At 46.2% G+C, this 21608-nt stretch carries 16 protein-coding genes; 6 read left to right on the forward strand and 10 right to left on the reverse strand.

The annotated features are described in order from the left end of the window. Nucleotides 1-13: 13 nt before the first annotated feature. Together RNZ41_RS10190 and RNZ41_RS10195 are read left to right on the forward strand one after the other, a co-directional pair. Entirely contained in the window at nucleotides 14-583 is a 570-nt protein-coding gene (locus RNZ41_RS10190) for a nucleotidyltransferase family protein (protein WP_007117375.1), read from the forward strand. A gap of 77 nt (nucleotides 584-660) precedes the next feature. Beyond that, entirely contained in the window at nucleotides 661-2220 is a 1560-nt protein-coding gene (locus RNZ41_RS10195; protein WP_314027218.1) for a pyridoxal phosphate-dependent decarboxylase family protein, read from the forward strand. Nucleotides 2221-2270: 50 nt separating this feature from the next. On the opposite strand, the gene RNZ41_RS10200 is transcribed toward RNZ41_RS10195, so the two are convergent. From RNZ41_RS10200 to RNZ41_RS10220, 5 genes are all read right to left on the reverse strand, one after another. Next, entirely contained in the window at nucleotides 2271-3716 is a 1446-nt protein-coding gene (locus RNZ41_RS10200) for an L-serine ammonia-lyase (protein WP_314027219.1), read from the reverse strand. 212 nt (nucleotides 3717-3928) lie between these two features. After that, nucleotides 3929-5116 (reverse strand): ABC transporter permease, encoded by a 1188-nt coding sequence (locus RNZ41_RS10205; RefSeq protein WP_314027220.1) that lies wholly within the window; start codon nucleotides 5114-5116, stop codon nucleotides 3929-3931. Further along, a complete protein-coding gene (locus tag RNZ41_RS10210) occupies nucleotides 5116-6546 on the reverse strand; it encodes an ABC transporter permease (RefSeq protein ID WP_314027221.1) in 1431 nt (476 codons plus the stop codon). Before RNZ41_RS10210 ends, RNZ41_RS10205 begins: the two co-directional genes overlap by 1 nt. Before the next feature lie 8 nt (nucleotides 6547-6554). Next, nucleotides 6555-7760, reverse strand: coding sequence for an HlyD family secretion protein (locus RNZ41_RS10215; protein WP_314027222.1), 1206 nt, complete (start codon nucleotides 7758-7760; stop codon nucleotides 6555-6557). Nucleotides 7761-7806: 46 nt separating this feature from the next. Further along, on the reverse strand, nucleotides 7807-9798 hold the full coding sequence (locus RNZ41_RS10220; protein WP_314027223.1) for a TolC family protein: 1992 nt from the start codon (nucleotides 9796-9798) through the stop codon (nucleotides 7807-7809). A 556-nt stretch (nucleotides 9799-10354) separates the two neighbouring features. Here RNZ41_RS10220 and RNZ41_RS10225 point away from each other — a divergent pair. Further along, nucleotides 10355-10867, forward strand: coding sequence for a hypothetical protein (locus RNZ41_RS10225; protein ID WP_314027224.1), 513 nt, complete (start codon nucleotides 10355-10357; stop codon nucleotides 10865-10867). Between the two features lie 3 nt (nucleotides 10868-10870). Then, complete coding sequence (locus RNZ41_RS10230; protein ID WP_314027225.1) at nucleotides 10871-12154, forward strand: replication-associated recombination protein A; 1284 nt, start codon at nucleotides 10871-10873, stop codon at nucleotides 12152-12154. A gap of 10 nt (nucleotides 12155-12164) precedes the next feature. Here the strand turns inward: RNZ41_RS10230 and RNZ41_RS10235 are convergent, their stop codons facing one another. Continuing rightward, complete coding sequence (locus tag RNZ41_RS10235; protein ID WP_314027226.1) at nucleotides 12165-12818, reverse strand: BLUF domain-containing protein; 654 nt, start codon at nucleotides 12816-12818, stop codon at nucleotides 12165-12167. 454 nt (nucleotides 12819-13272) lie between these two features. Between RNZ41_RS10235 and ribBA the strand changes: the two genes are divergently transcribed. Then, complete coding sequence (ribBA, locus tag RNZ41_RS10240; protein WP_062332841.1) at nucleotides 13273-14388, forward strand: bifunctional 3,4-dihydroxy-2-butanone-4-phosphate synthase/GTP cyclohydrolase II; 1116 nt, start codon at nucleotides 13273-13275, stop codon at nucleotides 14386-14388. Between the two features lie 95 nt (nucleotides 14389-14483). Here the strand turns inward: ribBA and RNZ41_RS10245 are convergent, their stop codons facing one another. Continuing rightward, the gene (locus RNZ41_RS10245) at nucleotides 14484-14957 is read right to left on the reverse strand and encodes an acyl-CoA thioesterase (protein WP_065254041.1); all 474 of its coding nucleotides are present in this window, start codon (nucleotides 14955-14957) and stop codon (nucleotides 14484-14486) included. Nucleotides 14958-15011: 54 nt separating this feature from the next. Beyond that, nucleotides 15012-15986 (reverse strand): acyl-CoA thioesterase, encoded by a 975-nt coding sequence (locus RNZ41_RS10250; RefSeq protein ID WP_198510450.1) that lies wholly within the window; start codon nucleotides 15984-15986, stop codon nucleotides 15012-15014. 184 nt (nucleotides 15987-16170) lie between these two features. On the opposite strand from RNZ41_RS10250, the gene plsB reads away from it, so the two are divergent. Next, nucleotides 16171-18936 carry a glycerol-3-phosphate 1-O-acyltransferase PlsB gene (gene plsB, locus RNZ41_RS10255; protein ID WP_314027227.1) on the forward strand — a complete coding sequence of 922 codons (2766 nt, stop codon included), beginning with the start codon at nucleotides 16171-16173 and terminating at the stop codon, nucleotides 18934-18936. 60 nt (nucleotides 18937-18996) lie between these two features. Here the strand turns inward: plsB and RNZ41_RS10260 are convergent, their stop codons facing one another. Both RNZ41_RS10260 and argS read right to left on the reverse strand, forming a co-directional pair. Then, nucleotides 18997-19722, reverse strand: a complete 726-nt coding sequence (locus RNZ41_RS10260; RefSeq protein ID WP_099833340.1) for an SPOR domain-containing protein — start codon at nucleotides 19720-19722, stop codon at nucleotides 18997-18999. 62 nt (nucleotides 19723-19784) lie between these two features. Continuing rightward, entirely contained in the window at nucleotides 19785-21602 is a 1818-nt protein-coding gene (argS, locus tag RNZ41_RS10265) for an arginine--tRNA ligase (protein WP_314027228.1), read from the reverse strand. Between the last annotated feature and the right edge of the window lie 6 nt (nucleotides 21603-21608).

Below are 21608 nucleotides of genomic sequence, written 5' to 3' on the forward strand. Positions count from 1 at the left end.
TTTTGAGTAAAATATGGAAACCAATATCGCCAAGACCGAACGCCTGATTCGAGAAATCAATCGGATTCATGGTGAGTATTCACAAGATTATTTCGAAACAGGCAAGGTACAAAAAATCAACCTATCACATACGCTCAAAACCGTCCCTATTGAGCCTATCTTGTCATATCGGCTTAATTTGCATGAAGCGATTAATGATTATTTGGCATTTGCCGACACCCAAAATATTGATTTTTTTTACCGCGTTAAAACGGCTGAAAGCATCTATGACAAAGTCAATCGCTATTTGGCACGAGAAAACCAGTACCCAGTCAATAATATTTTAAATGATATTTTTGGTGCTCGGATAATTTTGCCATCGGCTGATGTGAAAAACATCATGGAAAAACTGGATGATTGGAAAACAGATTACAGTCTAAAAAATTGGTATTTACGTGATATCGACGGGTATATCGGTGTGCATGTGTATTTTAAAAATGCGAGCAATTTTTATTATCCGTGGGAATTGCAAATTTGGGATATAAACGATGCCAAAGCCAATATTGTAAATCATCAACTGTATAAGCGTAATTTTGTAAAATAAATTAACCATTTGCTCGTATCACTCTGTTTAATGACAATTTATAGTTAACTCTATCTTAAAGAATGCAAGGACTTACCATGTCAAACTTATCACAGCACCGCCAAGCGTTATTTTGTAATGACAGCCAATCCATTGCCGATTACCAAAAAAACATGAACACCGCCGTACAAGCCGTCACCGACTGGCTCAAAAATGACAAAATGTACACCGGCGGTAGTATCAAGCAGCTACGTTCTGCCATTAGCTTTCAACCTTCTAAAGAAGGCTTAGGCTTAGAAGACGCATTAAAACGTTCAGTCGAATTATTCCTTAATAAAAGCTTAAAGGTGCATCACCCCCACTCGCTTGCGCATTTGCATTGCCCAACGATGGTCACAAGCCAAATCGCCGAAGTGCTGATTAATGCCACCAACCAATCGATGGACTCTTGGGATCAAAGCCCAGCAGGGTCACTGATGGAAGTACAACTGATTGATTGGCTACGTCAAAAAGTCGGTTTTGGTAGCGGACAAGCGGGCGTATTCACCTCAGGGGGCACCCAATCCAACTTGATGGGCGTGTTACTCGCCCGTGATTGGTGTATCGCTAAAAACTATAAAAATGACGATGGGTCTGAATGGTCAGTACAGCGTGACGGTATCCCAGCCGATGCCATGCAAAAAGTGAAAGTCATCTGCTCAGAAAACGCGCATTTTAGCGTGCAAAAAAACATGGCAATGATGGGCATGGGTTTTCAATCAGTGGTCACTGTGCCAGTCAATGACCAAGCGCAGATGGATGTTGCCGCACTTGAACACACCATGGCGCAACTGAAGGCCGAAGGCAAAATCATCGCCTGTGTGGTCGCTACCGCAGGCACCACGGACGCCGGCGCGATTGACCCAATCCCTGCGATTCGTAAGCTTACTCATGAGTACGGTGCATGGCTTCATATTGATGCCGCTTGGGGCGGGGCGCTGATTTTATCGAATAACTACCGCGATAAACTTGCAGGCATTGAGCAAGCTGATTCTATCACCCTCGACTTCCACAAACATTACTTCCAAAGCATCTCTTGCGGGGCGTTTTTGCTCAAAGAGGAAGCCAACTATCGCTTCATGCATTATGAAGCTGAATATTTGAACTCTGCGTATGACGAAGAACATGGCGTACCTAACCTAGTCTCTAAGTCGCTACAGACCACGCGCCGTTTTGATGCGCTAAAATTATGGCTGACAGTGGAAGCCTTGGGCGAAGAATTATACGGCTCGATGATTGACCATGGCGTTGATTTGACCCGCGAAGTCGCTGATTACATCAAAGCCACTGATGGGCTTGAATTGTTGGTAGAGCCACAGTTTGCCTCCGTGCTATTTCGCGTGGTACCCAAAGACTACCCGGCTGAGTTGATTGATAGCTTGAACCAAAATGTCGCCGATGAGCTATTTGCCAAAGGTGAAGCCAATATCGGCGTGACGCGCGTCAGTTACCAAAAGCAAGGGGATGCTCACCAAGATGTGCAATCGCTTAAAATGACCACGTTAAGCCCCATCGCCACGCTTGACAATGTCAAAGCCTTATTGGCTCAAGTGTTGGCGCAAGCCGATGACATCAAAGACCGTATTATCACAGGGGATTATCAACCTGCGATTGATTGATAAGCACAAAAAAACCGATTCCTTGGCGAATCGGTTTTTTTATTGTAGCACTAACACTGACTGTAATTGACCGTCACATCCAGCGTCGGAATCAGATTTGACTGGGCGGCAACATCCTCGTCTAGGACATTGATAGCAAGTCCGCCCATTGCGGTTTCTTTATATTTTGACATCATATCTCTGCCTGTCTCTTTCATGGTCTTGATGGCTTTATCAAGCGATACCACATGTTGTCCATTGCCTTTAAGCGCAAGCCTTGAGGCATTAATCGCTTTTACTGCCGCCATGGCATTGCGTTCAATACAAGGCACTTGCACCAACCCCGCAATCGGGTCACACGTCATGCCAAGGTGATGTTCGATGCCAATTTCGGCAGCATTGGCACATTGCGCAGGACTACCGCCAAGCACATAGGTTAACCCTGCCGCCGCCATCGCACACGCCGATCCGACTTCCCCTTGACAGCCAACTTCTGCGCCTGAGATACTGGCATTTTCTTTGATAATGATGCCAATCGCTGCGGCGGTTAGCAGAAAATCATGTAACCCTTGCAGCGTATAACTTGGACAAAAATCTCGATAATAATGCATAACCGCAGGTATCACGCCTGCCGCACCATTGGTGGGTGCAGTCACCACACGTCCGCCACTGGCGTTTTCTTCATTAACTGCCAAAGCATAAAGATTGACCCAATCCATCACGGCAAGGGCATCATTAAATGCTTTTCGGCTATCGGCAGCGGATAACTGCTGATAAATCGCCTTGGCGCGGCGCTGTACTTGTAAGCCCCCTGGCAAAATACCATCGTGGCGACAACCATCATTGACACAGTCTTGCATGACTTGCCAAATGTCGTTAAGTCCACCCAGCAGCTCATCTTCACTCAAGTTAGCCAGTTCATTGGCTCGAACGACCTGGGCGATTGACAGTTGATGGTGTTGGCAAATTTGTAATAATTCTTTGGCGTTGTTAAAGGGATAAGGTACCGGTTTTTTGACGCTTTCAATCACCGGTTCTTTTGCTTGGGCTTCTTGCTCGGTCTGCACGAACCCGCCGCCGATTGAATAATACGTATTTTGGTAAACAATATCATTGCCTGTAAAAGCAGTAATCGTCAGGGCATTGGGATGATGGGGCAGCGATACCCTACCATTTAGGATTAAATCCTTGTCAGCAACAAAATTAATCTTATGCTGCTGATTTAGATATAGCGTGTTTTGCGCTTGGATATCGGCAATTTTTTGTGAAATAGCGGTGACATCCGTCGTCTGTGGTTGCTCTCCCATCAAACCTAGCATCACCGCTATATCACTACCGTGCCCTTTACCGGTCGCACCGAGCGAACCAAACAGCTCGACTTGCACCCTGTCCACCTGCGTCAGTAGCTGCTGCTGTGATAATGCGCTAACGAACAGATTCGCCGCTTTCATCGGTCCGACCGTATGCGAACTTGAAGGTCCAATCCCAATTTTAAATAAATCAAAAATACTGATCACTGGTAAATCCTATATGCCAATCAGTTGAAAAATTCAATTATGTTGTATTCATTGTGCTAGATAATCACGAATTGCCCATCTGTGTCAATGTGCTATCGAAAAGTTTATCAAATGATAGATGATGGATGATAGATACTTGCTACACGCATCGCAAATTTGGCAAATAACCGCACGTGTAACCGCATGAGGAAGAAAATAGCCGTTGGCAAGGATTAATCTGCTAACGATTCACTTTCTTTACTCGCTAATAAAAGTAGCAGCAATAAACAAACCAAGAAAATCATCATGAGCGCCATGAGATACACGTTGACATACGCCAGTGGCACGCCCATTTGGTTCAGCATCACAGATGCATTCATCCCAGAGGTGCTAGGTAACACCCAGCGCAAATACTGCAGGGGCTCAGGCAGCATTTGATACGGCCATGAAATCCCTGAGACAAACAGCATCGGCATTGAACTTGCGACCAAGATTTGCATCGCCCGTTCTCGCGCCCCAAACCACACCCCAAGTAGACAGCCCAATGCTGTTACCGCAGGGAAAAACAGGGCAAGCAGTACCAGTGAACCCGTCAGATTTTGGTTACGGATATAGTCATTGTTGGAAAATACCCAGCCATAATAAAAACAGCCGAGCACAAAACCAAAACACGCTAACCCCAATATTCGCGCAAGCCACGTTTTCATCGAAGCGCGGTGCATGTCTTGCTCTGCCCAAGTACCCACTAGCATTGCCGTGCCCATCAAAAACATCTGCTGCAGAATCAATATCGCAACCGCAGGGACAATGTAGCTACCATAGCCTTCGGTACGGTTGTATAACGGATTAATCGTCAGCGCCACAGGGGAAATATTGTTTTTAGCAACCGTGATATCTTGCCCGATGGCAACATTTTTTTGTACTTTCGCCCCTGCGGACACGGTGCCGATGACTTCTAAAAACCCAGATTGTACTTGTTTATTGAGCAAAAAATAGTTACCGTTGGCAAGGATACTCACCTTGGCAGGTTGTCCTGTGGTCACTTTTTGATACAGCCCTGAGGGTATCACTATGTAGCCTGCAATTTTGCCTTGCCACATCAGCTGCTTGGCACTGTTTTCATCGTTTACAATGGTGCTTTGGATGCGTGGATTGGCTTGGGCGTAGCTGATAATGGTCTGCGATAGACTTGAATGGTCATAATCCACCACTGCCACAGGGACATGACGCACCACTTCTTTTGAATACGGCCAAGGATAAAAAAAGCCATAAATAATCGGGGCAATCAGTAGCATAGTGAGCACCCCTTTGTCTTGAAACACGCTGCGCCATACATGCAAAACTTGCAGCAAAAAACCGCGCTCCCAAATGTTTGGGGCTTTGCTTACGTCGACTTTGTTAGGCGTTGTCTGGGTGGTCATCAGCGTTGCCCCCATTTTTCAGGCTTCAGCAATGCCTTTTTGGTCAACAAAGCGGCTAACAGCAAGGTAATCATAACGGCAATAAAAAATCCGATAAAGCTGCTATAGGCAAAGGATGGCGGTGCGCCCATTTGTAATTGGGTGGTTTGCAAGTTGAGATAATGGGTTAATGGCAGGGCATTTGCCCAGCGCTGCGCGGCAGGACTCATCGCCAAAAATGGAAATGTCACCCCTGAAAAAGCAAATGACGGCGCGGAGATAAATCCGGTAAATGACAAGCCTTGACGATACGAAAACGTGCCTACTGTGACAATCACCCCAAGCCAGAACGACACCATCATAAACATTAAAAATATCAGATAAGTAATCGCCACGGACGCCAAACGAATGGGGAAAATTTGCATCACCAAGGTCAATGCCACCGCCGCCCAAAGCGTATAGGCAAACATCGCCCAAATTAGTTTGCCATTGAGCCCTGCGATAATCAGTGATAGTTTGGGTTTTTCGTGCCCCAGTGTCACAGGATGGCTAGGGTCAAAGGGGCGGTTACTGGCAAATTTGGGGGATGTTAGCGACTGATACCACTCACCTAGCGTCTTGTCAACCAGCTCTCGCCCGACAGTTGACGCCCCAATCACCATCGACAAAATATGTAGTAAGGCTGGTACCACCGTGACCGCCAAAAATTGCTGATAATTATTGGCAGTATTAAACAGTGCCACACTTTGCGATTGTATCGGTGCATAACTGGTTTTGGTCAGCGTGATATCTTCGCCAATGGCGACTCGCCGCTGCATCTCTGCCCCTGCCGAAAAGGTACTAACTGCTGTCTGTACCGCTTTTTGTATCATGCCTGAATGCGTGCCATATTGGGCATTGACATTGAGTAGCAAGCGCGAGGTTTTGCCAGCCAGTAGATTGGTTGAAAAATTCTCTGGGATTTCAACCACCGCCATGACATCGGTAGTCTCGATGGCTTGCTGAGCGGCAGCGGCACTATGAAGACTTTTAACCACCGCAACCTCAGGCGTCGCATCAATATACCGGATAATCGTCGCAGATTGCGCGGAGTGGTCATTGTCTATGACCGCAATCGGAATCCCGACTGCCATGCCTTTGCTAAAAATCCACCAAACCAAAAATATCAATACGATGGGCATCCAAAACATCAAGGAAAAATCCCAGCGATTTTGCACCAAAAAATCCCATTCACGGCGCGCACTGTACCAAAACGCCGCAAAGAATTGCACAAAGCCTGAGCGGTTATCAAACTGCGAATACGCATGACGCTCATGGTCATTATCACTAGCCCTAGCGCTGTCACTAGCACTGACACTGTCACTGTCACTAGCATTTGGCACAGTGGACGATATCGGTGACGGTTTAGAGCCCTTGTTTGAGGTCAATTTTGATGTCAGTTTTGATGTCATAATTGACTTCATTTTGTTTGGGTTGGCTGCTGGCTTGCCGGTATATCAACCAATACGGTCATGCCCTGTCTTAGGCGTGTATCTGACTGGCTCGGGCGCGCACGAATCTCAAAGGTACGCATATCAAAGCCGTCTTTGCTATTGGTGGGGCGCCACGTGGCAAAATCTGATAGTACGGAACTTGCGTAAACTTTAAACACTTGGCGGTAAGGCTGATTGTTGACCGATAATGCAGGAACCGTACCGCTAAATTCACTACCGACTGCAAAATGGTTTAGATTGTTTTCGGTAACGTTAAGCACCACCCATTGGTCTTTGGGGTCGACAATGGTCATCAGTGGTACGCCCTGTCCCACCACTTGACCTGGTTTGACAATCACGTTGTCCACGATACCCGCAATCGGGCTTTTAAGATTGGCTTCTTCTTTGGCCACCATCGCTTCTTTAAGCTTGCCTTCTACTTGCCTGACTTGCGCTTGCGCGGCGGTTTTATCTTCACTGCGCGCGCCTGTTTTGGCCAACTCATATTGCGCTTTGGCGATTTTGGCTTTATCGACACTGGCGACATAGTTGGTATAGGCTTCATCACGTTTTTGCCGCGACATCAAGCCTTCTGCTGCTAGGCGGTTGATACGCTCGTAGGTGACTTTGGCAAGGTCAGCAGCGGATTGGGCAGAATTGTACTGATATTTTGCCATTTCAATCTCTTGCGGTCTTGCGCCATTGTTGGCTTTGTCCAGCTGGCTTTGGGCTAATTCTTTCCCTGCTTGTGCTTCTTCGACCTTGGCATTGATTTCTGGACTATCCATATCAATCAGGCGGGTGCCGACGCTAATTTCATCGCCTTCTTTGACATAAATATTGGCAATACGACCGGCAACTTTGGCAGCGACAGGCGTTTGCTTTACTTCCATATGCCCTTGGATGGTCACAGGCTCGCTGCGCGTTTCGCGCTTGTCTTTGATTAGCCCCCACGCGACCAGTCCAATCAGCCCAACGATAATCAAAGCAATAATGATGGTGCGGATTTTATTGGGTTTTTTGTTGGGCGGCACGTAGCGGCTATCCGTTGCAGCGGCTGACAGGCTGTCCTCTGCGTGCGGCTCATCGGCAACTTGGGCGTGCATCGCTGCATTAGCATTATCCGCAGCGCTATCCAAAGTGTTGTCGTTGCCTTTAGCATTGTCTGGTGTTGGGTTTTGTGGATCAGCCATACGGTAAGCCTACTGGTGAAATAAAGACACGGGTTAAAATAATTGATTAGTTTTTACGATGTTCAAAATAAATCGCGGGTAGCTTGACGTCCGCTGCCTGCATATAACGGTTAAACTCTAGTGGCGTACCGCAGCTTTGCATCAAGTCTGCCATTGCCTGCACATAATCATTTGCCGCTTTGGCTTGCTCGGTTTTGGCTTTTTCCAAATTGGCTTCGGCTTGCATCACTTCTACGGCCGTGTTGACGCCTTCTTTAAAGCCAAGCTGACGAAAACGTAGCATCTCACTGGCGAGTTCAATATTGGTATTTAAGGCAATGAAATTATCGCGTGCATTGTTGACTGTTTGCCAATTTTTTTCTACCAATAACATAATATTATCATTGACATCCACTTGGCTAAATTCGGCTTGGTGCAGCTTGGCAAGGCTCGATTGGGTACTGGTACGGCGATCTACCCCACCCCACAATTTCCAGTTGGCAGACACTCCAGCAATCCAATTTGGGTCAGCGTCGATTTCCGAGCGACCAAAGACGGTGACATTGGGTTTGTAGGCGGATTCACTAAATTCATGCAGCGCTTTGGCTTGGTTGTATTTGGCGGCAACCTTATCAAAACCTGGGTGATGCATTTTAGCTTGCTGCTGAAAATAACTCAGTGGCGGCAACGGCTTGGTGGATACAAATAAAGGCGATGTTGGTTTGATAAAATACGGCGTCCGCAGTAACCGCTGTAATGCGGTCATGGCAAGCTCAGCATCGTTCAGCGCTTTGCTATTTTCGTATTCGGCATCGGCTAAGGCTTTTTTGGCTTCCAAACGCTCGACTTTTGAAATCAGCCCCACATCGAGTGCGCGCTGTGCGGCATGGTCGGTGGCACGAATCGCATTGAGCGCATCGGCGCGTAGATAAGCTGCCATGATGGCAAGTTGGGTTTGAAAATAGCGTTTGGTAAGCGTGGTGTATTGTTCATCCAGTGACAAGTCAGCATCGGCACGGCTTTCATCGGTCATACCATTGAGCAAACTGGTCACTGCTTCGGTTTTGTGTCCGTTATAGGCAGACCATAGCACGGTGACATTTGCGCCTGTTCTATTTTTATCGACATTGACAGGGATGCTATTGGGAATCGGGTCGGTGACTAAGCCACCGATATCAACAGGGGTGGTAGGCAGTGGCAAGGTGATGGGTAAATTGCCAATATTGTTATTGACTGCGTTGTCAATGGCTAGGTTGTTTTTAATGCCCGTGGTATCTATATTGTTATCCACATGTACATGCGTGGCACTGGCACCCAGATACACAATCGGTTTGTTTAAGCCTTTGGTCGACTCAGCTCGCAGCTCATTACTCACGATTGCCGCATTGTCAGCCGCGACTTTGGGTGATACTTTGACTAGGTACTGCTGCGCTTGTGCCAGTGTCAAATTACTGGGCACATCTAGGCCATAACTTGGCGGATAAGGCACCCCATTATTGATAGTAGGATCGTAGCTGAGCCCAGCTGCTTTCCCCCCTTTGACTTCATTGGCGCGGGTCGCGGTTTTTTTCGATGGCGTGTCTGCTGATGGTGCGTCGGTGGCAGGGCTAGCATTGAGTACAGGCTCAGGATTGGGCGGGGTATTGATTATCGGCGTAAACTCCGCGGTATCGCCACTGGTACTGGGCTGCAATCTGCTAGTGGGCTTTGTGGTTGGCGCTGCTGGTGTGGTTTTAGCCAATGTTTTAACAGAATTTTTAGCCGATGTTTTAGCTGATGTTTTAACAGGCGGCTTGTTAGCATTTTTAGTGGGACTACTGGTCGTTTTGGTGGTTTTTGTCGTGGTCGTGGTGGTGGTTTTTGTTGTAGTTTTTGTTGGGGTCGTTTTGGTAGTGCTAGGTTTGGTGACCGTGGTCGCAGCCGTCGCTGCCAAAGATAAGGACAAATTCAACGAAACCATTGCCATCGTAAACGCAGACAGGGTAAGCACGCGTGATAGTGGCTGCAGATGATGGCTTACTGAGTAAGTCGATGGTTTGATGGATTGATGTAATTTCATACGACTCGCTAATAACTTGCCTATGGCTTTGCCGCAACATAACAACCCCGCAAGCCGTCAATTACCCTAGTAATTGATGCGGTCGCTGTTATGATGCCCGTATTACCAAAAAACTGTCTTATTAAATAATGCCTAATTAAATAATAATGAAATACCAAAGTGAGCACTAACTGTCATTTTGTATATTAACTAAAGTATAAGATTGTAAAAAGAAAAAAATGACCCGTCAATCTACACTTGTCATATTAACAATATTGTAGTTTTTTTAATAATATGGCTCATTAAGCCTCACATCATTACTGTTTATTTTTATTTAACAAAGTAAAAATATTTCTCAATCCAAGTAGTCACACAAATCAAACAAGTTAGCTTACTGCTGTCATTTAAGGATGCTAAAATGCCTAACAATCGCGTTGGGTTTTAACAAAGAAAACACAACATCACTCCTTAACTCATTTAGCCGCCCACGTCCTTGTTTGCTACACTAGAATACTAGGCGTTATTTAACAAACTTGATTTAAAAAACTTGGTGCCATGCTAGATAAGGAAAGAAACGATGCTAAAAGAAGCGGTGCTAAAAGTTAGGCATTTATTGATGGTTGCCATGTTCGCCGCTACTTTATTAGCATGTTCAGTGCCGTCTATGCAGCAAAGTTCAAATACAACAACAACATCTGAGTCAAAGCCTGTTGTTCCAACTTATACTACTACAAGCTATATTTTAGCCGAGCCTTTACCGAATAAACAATTACGCATCTCGATTACAGCCAAAGAAAAAAACTTGCGCATTAACAACTGTAATGAGTCTATTACGGTCGCTTTGTTTGAAAAAGATAAAAAAGATGTCGTTTGGGGTGGCGTGTCAGATGCTTGTCGTTCACTTGATATGATTATTCCACAGGGTGCTACGCTAAGTTTTATCACCAAAATTGACGATTCATCGCAGCCTTTGGATTTGAATAAAAATTATCAAGCCCAAATTTTTGGTTTAACCTATGATCCAAATATAACCACCAACCCTATAACATCTGCTGAAAACCTTAGCAACGAATTTAAGCTAATTCCTTAACCAATGAGCCAAACTAACCAAATCCCCCTTGCCCAACGTGTCCGCCCAAAGTCGCTTGACGAGGTAATCGGACAAACCCACTTGCTCGGTGCTAAAGCACCGATTCGCCGTATCATTGAGCAAGGTTACTTACCCTCGATTATTTTGCATGGCGAAGCAGGCATTGGCAAAACCACCCTAGCCATGCTATTAGCCGATGCAGTGGGTCGTCCTTTTCGCCCGCTCTCGGCTATCAATGCAGGGGTCAAAGAGCTGCGTGAAGTACTGGCAAAAGATGACGGCTTGTTTGGTGAGCCGCCGGTGGTATTTGTCGATGAGATTCATCGGTTTAACAAAGCCCAGCAAGACGCACTTCTCGGCGCGGTTGAGTCTGGGGATATTACTTTAATTGGTGCGACCACTGAAAATCCCTCGTTTAGTGTCAACAATGCCCTATTGTCCCGTTGCCAAGTGTATCGGCTCAACCCCTTGAGCGAGGATGAAATCAGCCAAGTACTACAACGTGCCATTGACGATGATGCAGTTTTTAAACAATTTAAGATTGAAATACAATCAAGCCAAGCGATTTTTGCGCTATCGCAAGGCGATGCGCGTAAGGCGTTAAATTTACTTGAACTCGCCATTCAATCAAGCCCCAATTTTAAGCAAGGCAGCCAGTCACCGATTGTGGTGACTGATGACAGTGTCATCGCGGTGGCAGGTGCAAGCCTGGTACGCTACGACAAATCAGGTGATGGTCATTATGACCTAGTGTCAGCGATGATTAAATCAGTCCGCGGCAGTGACCCTGATGCGGCACTGTATTGGATGGCGCGGATGCTGACAGCGGGCGAAGACCCTGCCTTTATTGCACGGCGGTTGGTGATTTTGGCAAGTGAAGATATCGGACTTGCCAATCCCAATGCGTTACTACTTGCCGATACCGCCCTGCGAAGCGTGCAGAGCATCGGTATGCCTGAAGCGCGGATTATTTTGGGGCAAGCGGTGGTGTATTTGGCGACATCGCCGAAGTCCAATTCTAGTTATCAGGCGATCAATAAAGCGATGCGACTGGCAGAAAATGACCAATCGCCTGTACCGCTACATTTGCGTAATGGCGTCACCAAACTGATGCGCGCCGAAGGTTATGGTGCCAATTATATCTATCCGCATGACTACCCCAACCATTACCACCCACAGCAGTATCTGCCTGATAATTTGATGGGCACACGGTTGTTTGACTTTGCTGATAATGCCAAAGAACAGCAAACCTATGCCTTTATACAGTGGTTAAAGGACAATCATTGAACAGCGGTGATTAAAGCGCGGCGGCTAAAAAACCCGTCAAAGCAGACAACGGATGATTTAGCGCAGCCAAATGAACCCTATTCTGTAATACCCAGTATATCATCAGCAATAAAAACACCAACAAAAACCCAAGCTGAATCCACAAAAAATAACGATGTTTAAAGCCCAAGCGGCGCAGCTTGGCATGGCTATAACTGCCCTTATCAAAGTTGGTATGTTGATGCCTTTGCCATTTGCCCGAACGATAATAGTTTTCTACATCCGCAAGTAACCTTGGTACACTGGCGCTATCAAATTGCGCAGTTTCAAAATAGCCTAGCAGGGGGCTAATATCATCGACATCATCCATATCGTTGACGTTATCTAAATTGATGCAGTGCATTTTCCAATGCCCAAACAGTCTATTGGGCGCCTGTCCCTGCTCAATGACGTGAATATTTTTGTGTCTTTTATCGGCTTTGATTTTGTCAAATAGTTGGGTGATAGTACGCTCACTACCTTCCATATATTGTAGAAAGTTGCCTTGCTTGAGAAATAGTACGCTATTGACATTTGCTTGGGTGTTGCGCGCGACTGACTGACGATAGATATCAGGCAACGTCATCGGATGCAAACTTGCTTGTAAGGTAATTTTGCTCGTGTAGATAAGATAAAAGACTGACATCACAGGATCCTTAGACAAGTAAATCGGTTAGACGTCTATGACTTTTTAATAGCGTTTTCTTCAAACGTATTAAGAATGTAATTTTTATTAATCATTAAGTAATAATATACCAGTTTTTTTTAATTTTTGCTCAAAAATTATACAAAATCACCAATTTTTGTTAGTTTTTTTAACTAATTTATCCGCATGTTTTATCTGCGTGCGCTACCAGCGCGTATGGCTATCAATATTTCGCTGCTTAGACTCACTGAGTTAATGCTATAATAGCGCGCAAATAAGAAATGGGCGCGCATACTAGCTTCACCCAGCTTGATGAGGTGATTGTTAAGGTTAATTTGGACAATATTTTGAACAAACCTAGCTGATAGCGCTTATTTTCTGTCCCTATTTGTTAATCAGTTTTTTAGTTTTTTAATCAATGTTATTCCAATAAATAGCTAACAAAGGCACTTTTATGGCATTTAATACAACGGCAGAAATTATCGATGACATCCGTGCAGGCAAAATGGTCGTTTTGATGGATGATGAAGACCGTGAAAACGAAGGCGACTTGGTGATGGCAGCCACCCATGTACGCCCAGAAGATATTAACTTTATGATTACCCACGCGCGTGGCTTGGTGTGTTTGACCATCACCGCTGACCGCAGTGAACAGCTCAATTTACCGCTTATGTCGGATAAAAATGGCGCTAAATTTAGCACCAACTTCACGGTATCAATCGAAGCGGCAGAAGGGGTCACCACAGGTATCTCAGCAGCGGATCGCGCCAGAACCATCCAAACAGCGGTATCTTCGACTGCCAAGCCAGAAGACATCGTACAACCTGGTCATGTATTCCCGATCGTGGCACAAAATGGCGGTGTGCTACACCGTGCCGGTCATACTGAAGCCGGCTGTGACCTAACACGCTTGGCAGGACTTGAACCTGCGGCAGTGATTTGTGAAATTATCAAAGAAGATGGCGAAATGGCGCGCCGTGATGACCTAGAGATTTTTGCCAAAGAGCATGGCTTAAAAATCGGCACCATCGCTGATTTGATTAATTACCGTATTGCCAATGAGCAAACGGTCGAAATGGTTGCGACCTATCCGATGCAAACTGAGTTTGGTGAGTTTACGGCCTATCGTTTTAAAGAAAAAAATTCAGAGGATACCCATTTGGCACTGGTCAAGGGCAACCCTCAAGAAGGCGTGAGCACTGTGCGGGTGCATAGTTTCCAGCCATTGCGCGATTTATTCACCGTGCAGCTACCCAACAGCGGTAAGAGTAATTGGGATATCCATGCCTCACTCAAAGAAATTAGCCAATCCGAGCGTGGCGTGTTTGTCTGGATTGGGCATCAGCAAGCAATTGATATGGGCGAAGCGCTCGATAACTTTGTCGCTGACAAACCCAACTCACCGCTTAAACACCAACCCTACCGCAGCATTGGGGTTGGTTCACAGATTTTACGTTATCTGGGCGTGCGTGATATGCGTTTGCTGTCATCACCGCTCAAATTCAACGCGTTATCAGGATTTGACCTAAACTTGGTGGAAACCGTTGCTAACCCAGACCACAAAGCGTGATTTACGAGATAGCAATTTATCAAACAAAAAAAGCCACGAGCATTGCAACTTGTGGCTTTTTTAACAATTTTAGTAATAGTTAAACACTATAACTTTTAAACCGTATGACTTTCTAACTCGGCAAGTTGTTGGCGCTGACCATCAGAAATCGGTTGTTTATTTTTGCCGGTTTGGTCAAAAAACACAATGACGGACGATGCGGTGGCGACGACTTTTTGCTGGGCCGTGCTAAAGTAAACATAGTCATGGGTCAGACTGGTATTGCCTATTTTTTTGGCACGAATGCCAATCCAAAGCACATCGGGGAAAGTGACCGAATTTAAATACTGGCAAGATGACGAAGCAATCACGGTATGGGTTTGTAAGTTAAACATATCAACTTGTTCAAGGTAGTGGATACGCGCGCGCTGGGCATAGTTGTAATACACCACGTTATTGACGTGATTGAACGCATCCATATCACCCCATTCCACTTTTTGCTCATAGATAACAGAAAAGCCTTTTAATGGGTGATTGTGTTGTTGGGCGATGTCCTGGCGGGCGGCATCACTCATTGGGGGATTGGACATATTTCTCTCTCTCATACGGTTACTGTTTAAAACAAGGTAAAAATTATTGAATCACTAGCGCAGGCGCATTAGCCCTTGCTGCTGGGTTGTGGCGACCAATTTGCCATTTTGCCAAAATTGACCGTGGTTTAGGCTTTTTGACTGTGATGTGGTATCGCACCACATGTTGTAGAGTAACCAATCATTCATATCAAATGGGCGGTGAAAATGCATACTATGGTCGATACTTGCCGCTTGCAACCCTTTAGTCATAAAGCTAATCCCGTGTGGCATCAGCCCCGTGCCAATCAAATAAAAATCAGAAGAAAATGCGAGCAGTGCTTGTTGCACTTGAATTGACTGTTTACCCAGCTGCGGAATGCGTAGCCAGTTGGCTTGGCTAGGTTCCATGATTTTTGGATGGATTGGGTCACGCGGCTGTACTGGCTTGATTTCGATATGACGCTGGCGCATAAAGCGCGCTTTGAGCGCATCAGGGATTTTGCCTACCACTTGGTCTTTGAGCTGCTGCTCGGTCAGCAACACATCTGGCGCAGGATACGTTGGTATCGCTTGTTGATACTCAAGCCCTTCTTCAAACGGTGAAAAAGACGCCATCATGGTAAAAATTATGCTCGGTTGGTTATCATCATCATATTGGCGCGCTGTCACTTGACGTGAGGCAAGACTGCGACCGTCGCGCAATTTCTCCACTTGGTAATATACAGGCTTATTGATATCGCCACCGCGCAAAAAATAGCCATGAAATGAGTGGCAAGGTTTTGCATGCTCCACAGTATGGCTGGCTGCCATCAATGCTTGCCCCAGTACTTGCCCACCAAAAATACGCGCACCGACATAGTCGTGGCTTTGCCCAATAAATACACTGTCTTGATACGGTACGAGGGTTAAGGTTTCTAATAACTGCGAGACCAATTGCTGCCAACTCGCTTGCTGCTCAAACTGCTGCGTTACGGCTGTTACGGGCACCTGTGGTTGGTGAGTGATATCAATCGTATGGGTATGGTTTATATCTTGCTGGCTTGCCATAGACGCTCTTATCATTAACGTTATTTTGGGTAGATAAAATGGATTAAAGTCACTCATTATACAAGAATTTTTGAGTGATAAGGTTTAGAAATTCATCAATCTATGGCATGATAAGACATATTTTAAACCTTGTATTTATCTTTAAAAAACTTACAAAAAAACTCACGCAATCACTAGGCATACTATGAATCACGTAGGGAAAAATTCAGGCACTACCCAAGCGAACAGCAAAGGTACCCATCCTGCTGCTACCCCGCTGTTAAAAAATCTATACCGACAAGTCTCTGGCAAATTATTGGGGCTCGCCGTCAAATCCAAACTTATCGGCGACATCCCCAATATTAGCCAAGCTAGCACCGATGTTAGCGATGAGAAGCTACCGCTAGCTAGCGGTAGCTTAGCAAGCGCCAATACAAATATGGATAGCGACACATCAAGCCAGCGACTCACCTTTTATGTGCTCAAAGAGTATTCTCGTAGCAACAGTATTTTAATTGACCTAGAAACCAAACAATACGACCTACCCCCTGCCCTAGCCAATGTCATCGATCGGGCGCATGGTATTGATGAAAATACCGCAATGATTTTTTTGCATCACCATAAAACAGAAAAACTGTCTCATGACAGCGCCGTATTCTCACCTCGCCTATTACGCTTGATTGAAGCCGTCGAGCAATACCCAACGCTACACATTGATTTTATCCCTGTCACTATCTTGTGGGGGCGCGCCCCAGAAAAAGAAGATTCGCTGTTTAACCTCCTCACCGCTGATGAATGGCAAGTACCCACCATTAGCAAACAGCTATTTAACATCGGGGTCAAAGGGCGGGATACTTATGTGCAGTTTCACTCACCCAAAGACCTGCGTGGCATCATCGAAGATGAGATTAGCAAGAACCCTGTGCTGCAAGCCGATAGCGTGGCACCCACTGATACTGCTAGTAACGACCGCCATCATTTACACACCATCACTGCACGGGTACAGCAGCGTTTAGAAGGTTATCTGGATAAACAACAAGAAGCCATCTTGGGCCCTGACTTATCAGACCGTCGCAATGTGGTCGATAAAATTCTGTATACGCCTGCCATTCAGCATGCCGTGAATGTCGATAGCAAAGAAAACTCACGTGAACTCGCCAAAAGCCGCAAATTGGCGCGTGGGTATTTGAACGAGATTGCCAGTGACTACTCGTCTGCAACCGTGCGCTTTTTTGACCGCTTTTTGACCTGGCTATGGACACAGTTGTATGACGGGGTTGAAGTGGCGCACTTTGAGCGGGTACGCAAACTGGCATCCGACCATGAAATCATCTATGTGCCTTGCCACCGCAGTCACATGGACTATCTGTTGCTGTCATACGTGATTTATAAACGTGGGTTACGGGTGCCCTACGTTGCCGCAGGCGAGAACCTAAACATCCCCGTGCTAGGTCAAATATTACGCAATGGCGGCGCTTTCTTTATGCGTCGCAGTTTTAAAGGCAATCCGCTGTACTCTGCGGTGTTTCGTGAATACGTGCATAGTATGTTGATGCGCAACACGCCGATTGAGTACTTCATCGAAGGCGGACGCTCGCGCTCAGGTCGCTTGTTACCGCCCAAAAAAGGAATGCTAGCGATGACGGTACAAAGCCATCTACGCCAAGCGGGCAAACCGATTGTCTTTATCCCGACCTACATCGGTTATGAACGCATTATGGAAGGCGGCACTTATGTGGGTGAGCTTAAAGGTAAACCCAAAGAATCTGAGTCGCTACTAGGTCTATTAAAAGCCAGTCGAAAAATCGAGCGCATCTTTGGTCATGTGCACGTCAGTTTTGGTCAGCCGCTGTATCTAGCTGATTTTATGAAAAAATTTGACGTTGCCCCAAATACCCTACCCAAAGACCGTACCGATAGTGATATGCCTGCCAATGTCATCCACATGATTGACAATTTGGGCATCAAAATCATGCAGCGTATCAACCGCTCTGCGGTGCTCAACCCAGTCACTTTGCTAGCTTTGGTACTGCTCGACACGCCCCATGGCGCACTCGATGAGCAAAGCTGTCGTGAACAGTTGGCACTGTATCAGCGTATCGCAGAAAAAATCCCGTATGATGATGATGTATCAATCACCCAGCAAAGCCCAGAAGCCATTATTAACTATGGCGTCAAGCTTAAACTCATCGAGCGCACCCCACATGTACTCGGTGACTTGATTCGTATTGCGGACGGTCAAGCGCCGCTACTGAGCTATTTTCGCAACAATATTTTGCATATTTATATCATCGCGTCACTGTGTGCCTCATTGATACAGCGTAATGGCACCATGAGCCTAAACACCATTGAGCGGGTGGTAGGTATCATGTACCCCTTCTTGCAAGCAGAGTTGTTTTTGAAATACCCACTGCGCACCCTAAATGACACTTTGCGTGAACATATCGATACTTTGGTCGAAGAAAACATCATCGTGGACAAAGGGGTGAATGCGGATGGTCATCGCATCCTGACCACGCCAGAGCCGAATACCCGTAGCTATCAGCAGTTGACAGTGCTTGCCAACTCAGTTGAGCAAAGTCTAGAGCGCTACTTTATGGTACTTGCGCTGCTGAGTCAGCAAGGCTCAGGCAAACTCACCAAAGATCAAGTGATTGATTTGGGTCATTTGCTCGGTCAGCGTCTATCCGTGCTATACGAAGATGACATGCCAGATTTCTTTGACCGTGCCTTGTTTACTAGCTTTATGGATGCGCTAGAGCGTTTAGGGTATATTACGGTGTCGGCTAGTGGGCTGATTGAGTTTGATGCTCGCATTCATACCATGGCAAAAAGCGCGCGATTTATCCTCAATATGGACGTGATGCATATCTTACAGCAAATCTCACAACTGACTGATGAGGAAATCAAACGCACCTTGACTGAACTGCAAAATAAAAAGCAACGCAAATTTAGCCGTAAAAAAGCTTAATGCCACCAAAAAATAAAAAACCGTGTTATCACAACACGGTTTTTTTGCATGCAAATCAGCCTAGCGACGCTGCTCGACAATCAGTGAATCAATGCGGCTATTTTGTAGTTGGCGCTGGGCTTGTGCCGCCATCTCTGGGCTACTCATGGCGCGAGAGATGACTTGATAGACAGTTTGGTCATTGCTTAAGCGTTTTTTGACGATTTGGGCATCCACCCCCGCCATTAGCACTTCAGCACGGCGTTTATCAGCATCATCGGCATTGTCAAAACTATTGATTTGCAAGATATAAGTCCGTGTAGGCTCTTCATTGCCAATCACAATGGCATCGGCACTGCTTTTATCATCGGCAGCGGTGCTAGTGTCTACCGTGCTATTATTGGCTGAAGCGCGTGGTTTGGTACCATTATCATCAGACAACAACGGATTATCAACCACGCTGACATTCGCTGATTTGGGCGCACTGGCGCTGTCAGCTTGGGTCAACACCACATCAGGCTGCGCCGAGACTGGCTGACTGGCAGCCGCCTCGTCGGGGACGGCACTGACCTGCTGTTCTTTGAGCAAGTCATAGAACTCGTAGTTATTGGTTTTGGGTTTGTCTTGCACCTTTGGCTGCACCATCGGCGCTTCTTCAGCGGTTGTGGTTTTGCCTTGGTTAAATGGATTCCACAAATAAACAAACAGACCAATCCCCACGGTCAATATCATGCCCACCAACATGGCAGCAAAAAACGACATCGTGCTTGGCGCTTTACGCGGGGTCGCTCCTTTGGGTCTTGCCATCATCATCTCCTACGACATGGGATACGGTAATATTACAGCGTTTTTAGCGTATCCTAATCATATCACATACTGGTTGGTGCCGTTAATCCCAACAAAATTAAGCCATTTTGAATCACTTGGCGTACCGACTTTGATAACCGCAGACGCGCTTGCATCAAGTCAAGCTCGTCTTGGGTTGGGGTTTCGCCATCTTTAGGTAAGATACGGTTGTCGTTGTACCAACCGTGGAACAAGCTTGCCAAATCTTTGAGGTAATTGGTCAATAAATGCGGCTCATAATTAACGGCAGCACGGCGTAGCACTTCAGGGTAAGAAGCCAGTAAGCTCAATAAATCCGTTTCAACCGGTTGGGTCAACAGATGCTGGTGGGCTTTGCCGGCTTTGTCATCGACCTTAATACCGCGCTCTTCAGTACGCTCAAGCACACGGCAAATACGCGCATGGGCATATTGAATATAATACACTGCATTATCTTTGGTATGCGATTTGGCAAGCTCTAAGTCAAAGTCAATGTGCTGTTCTGGTTTACGCGCGACATAATAAAAGCGCGCGGCATCATTGCCGACTTCTTGACGCAGTTCACGTAAGGTCACAAACTGACCTGAGCGTGATGACATCTGGATTTGCTCTGTACCGCGCCATAGGGTGACAAACTGCACCAAAATCACATCCATACGCTGGGCATCGTAGCCCATCGCCGTCAACGCCGCTTTCACGCGTTTGATGTAGCCGTGGTGGTCTGAGCCCCATACATCAATAATTTTGTCATAGCCGCGGTCAAGCTTGTCTTTGTGGTAGGCGATATCCGAGGCAAAATAAGTAAATTGACCATTGGCACGGCGGACAACACGGTCTTTTTCATCGCCAAATTCGGTGGATTTAAACCACAAATTACCGTCTTTTTGGTATAAAAACCCCCGCTGCTCTAATAACTCTAAAGCAGGCACAATGGCATCTTGGATTGATTTTTCGCTAAACCATTGGTCAAAATGGACGTTAAAATCCGCCAAATCATCTTGGATATCTGCCAAAATGGTACTAAGTGCGGCTTCATGAAAAATCTGATAATTATCGCCCAAATTGGCTTTGGCATTGGCAATCAGCCCGTCAATATGGGCTTCTTTATCACCTGAGACACATACTTTTTCGCCGTTGGCATCGATTTGGTACTGGGCATCGGCAGGTACATTGAGTAGCATATGTGCCCAGGCGGTTTTTAGGCTATCGCCATGCTGTTTTTTGATGGGTTTGGCAATATCTTTGACATAATCGCCTTGGTACGCATTGGTGGGAAATACAATTGGCTCACCGCACAGCTCAAGGTAGCGCAAATAGGTGCTGGTTGCCAAAATATCCATCTGACGACCCGCATCATTGACGTAATACTCACGCCCGACTTGGTAGCCAACCGCCTCTAGTAAATTGGCCACGCTCATACCAAACGCAGCGCCGCGACCGTGACCCACATGCAGGCTTGAGGTTGGGTTGGCAGAGACAAACTCAACTTGGATTTTTTGACCGGCAAATTCTTCGGATGTACCGAAGTCGCCTTTTTGCTCCATGATGGTGTCTAAGATAGCAAAACGCGCGTTATCATCTAAGAAAAAGTTAATAAACCCTGGTCCTGCAATCTCAACTTTGCTAATCATGTCCGAGGCAGGCAACATCGCCACGATGGTTTGTGCCAGTTCACGCGGGTTTTTCTTGGCAGTCTTGGCCGCTATCATAGCAAGATTACTGGCAAAATCGCCGTGCGCTTGGTCTTTGGTGCGGCTGATGGTACTGTTATCAACCCAATCGATTGGCAAAATTTGCTGTTGTTTTAGTGATTCCACCACTAATGCTAAGGCTTGCGAAATGACGGGTTGTTGTTCTGACATGGAAAT

Origin of the sequence: Moraxella sp. DOX410, assembly GCF_032248735.1 — a bacterium.
Lineage (GTDB): Bacteria > Pseudomonadota > Gammaproteobacteria > Pseudomonadales > Moraxellaceae > Faucicola > Faucicola tetraodonis.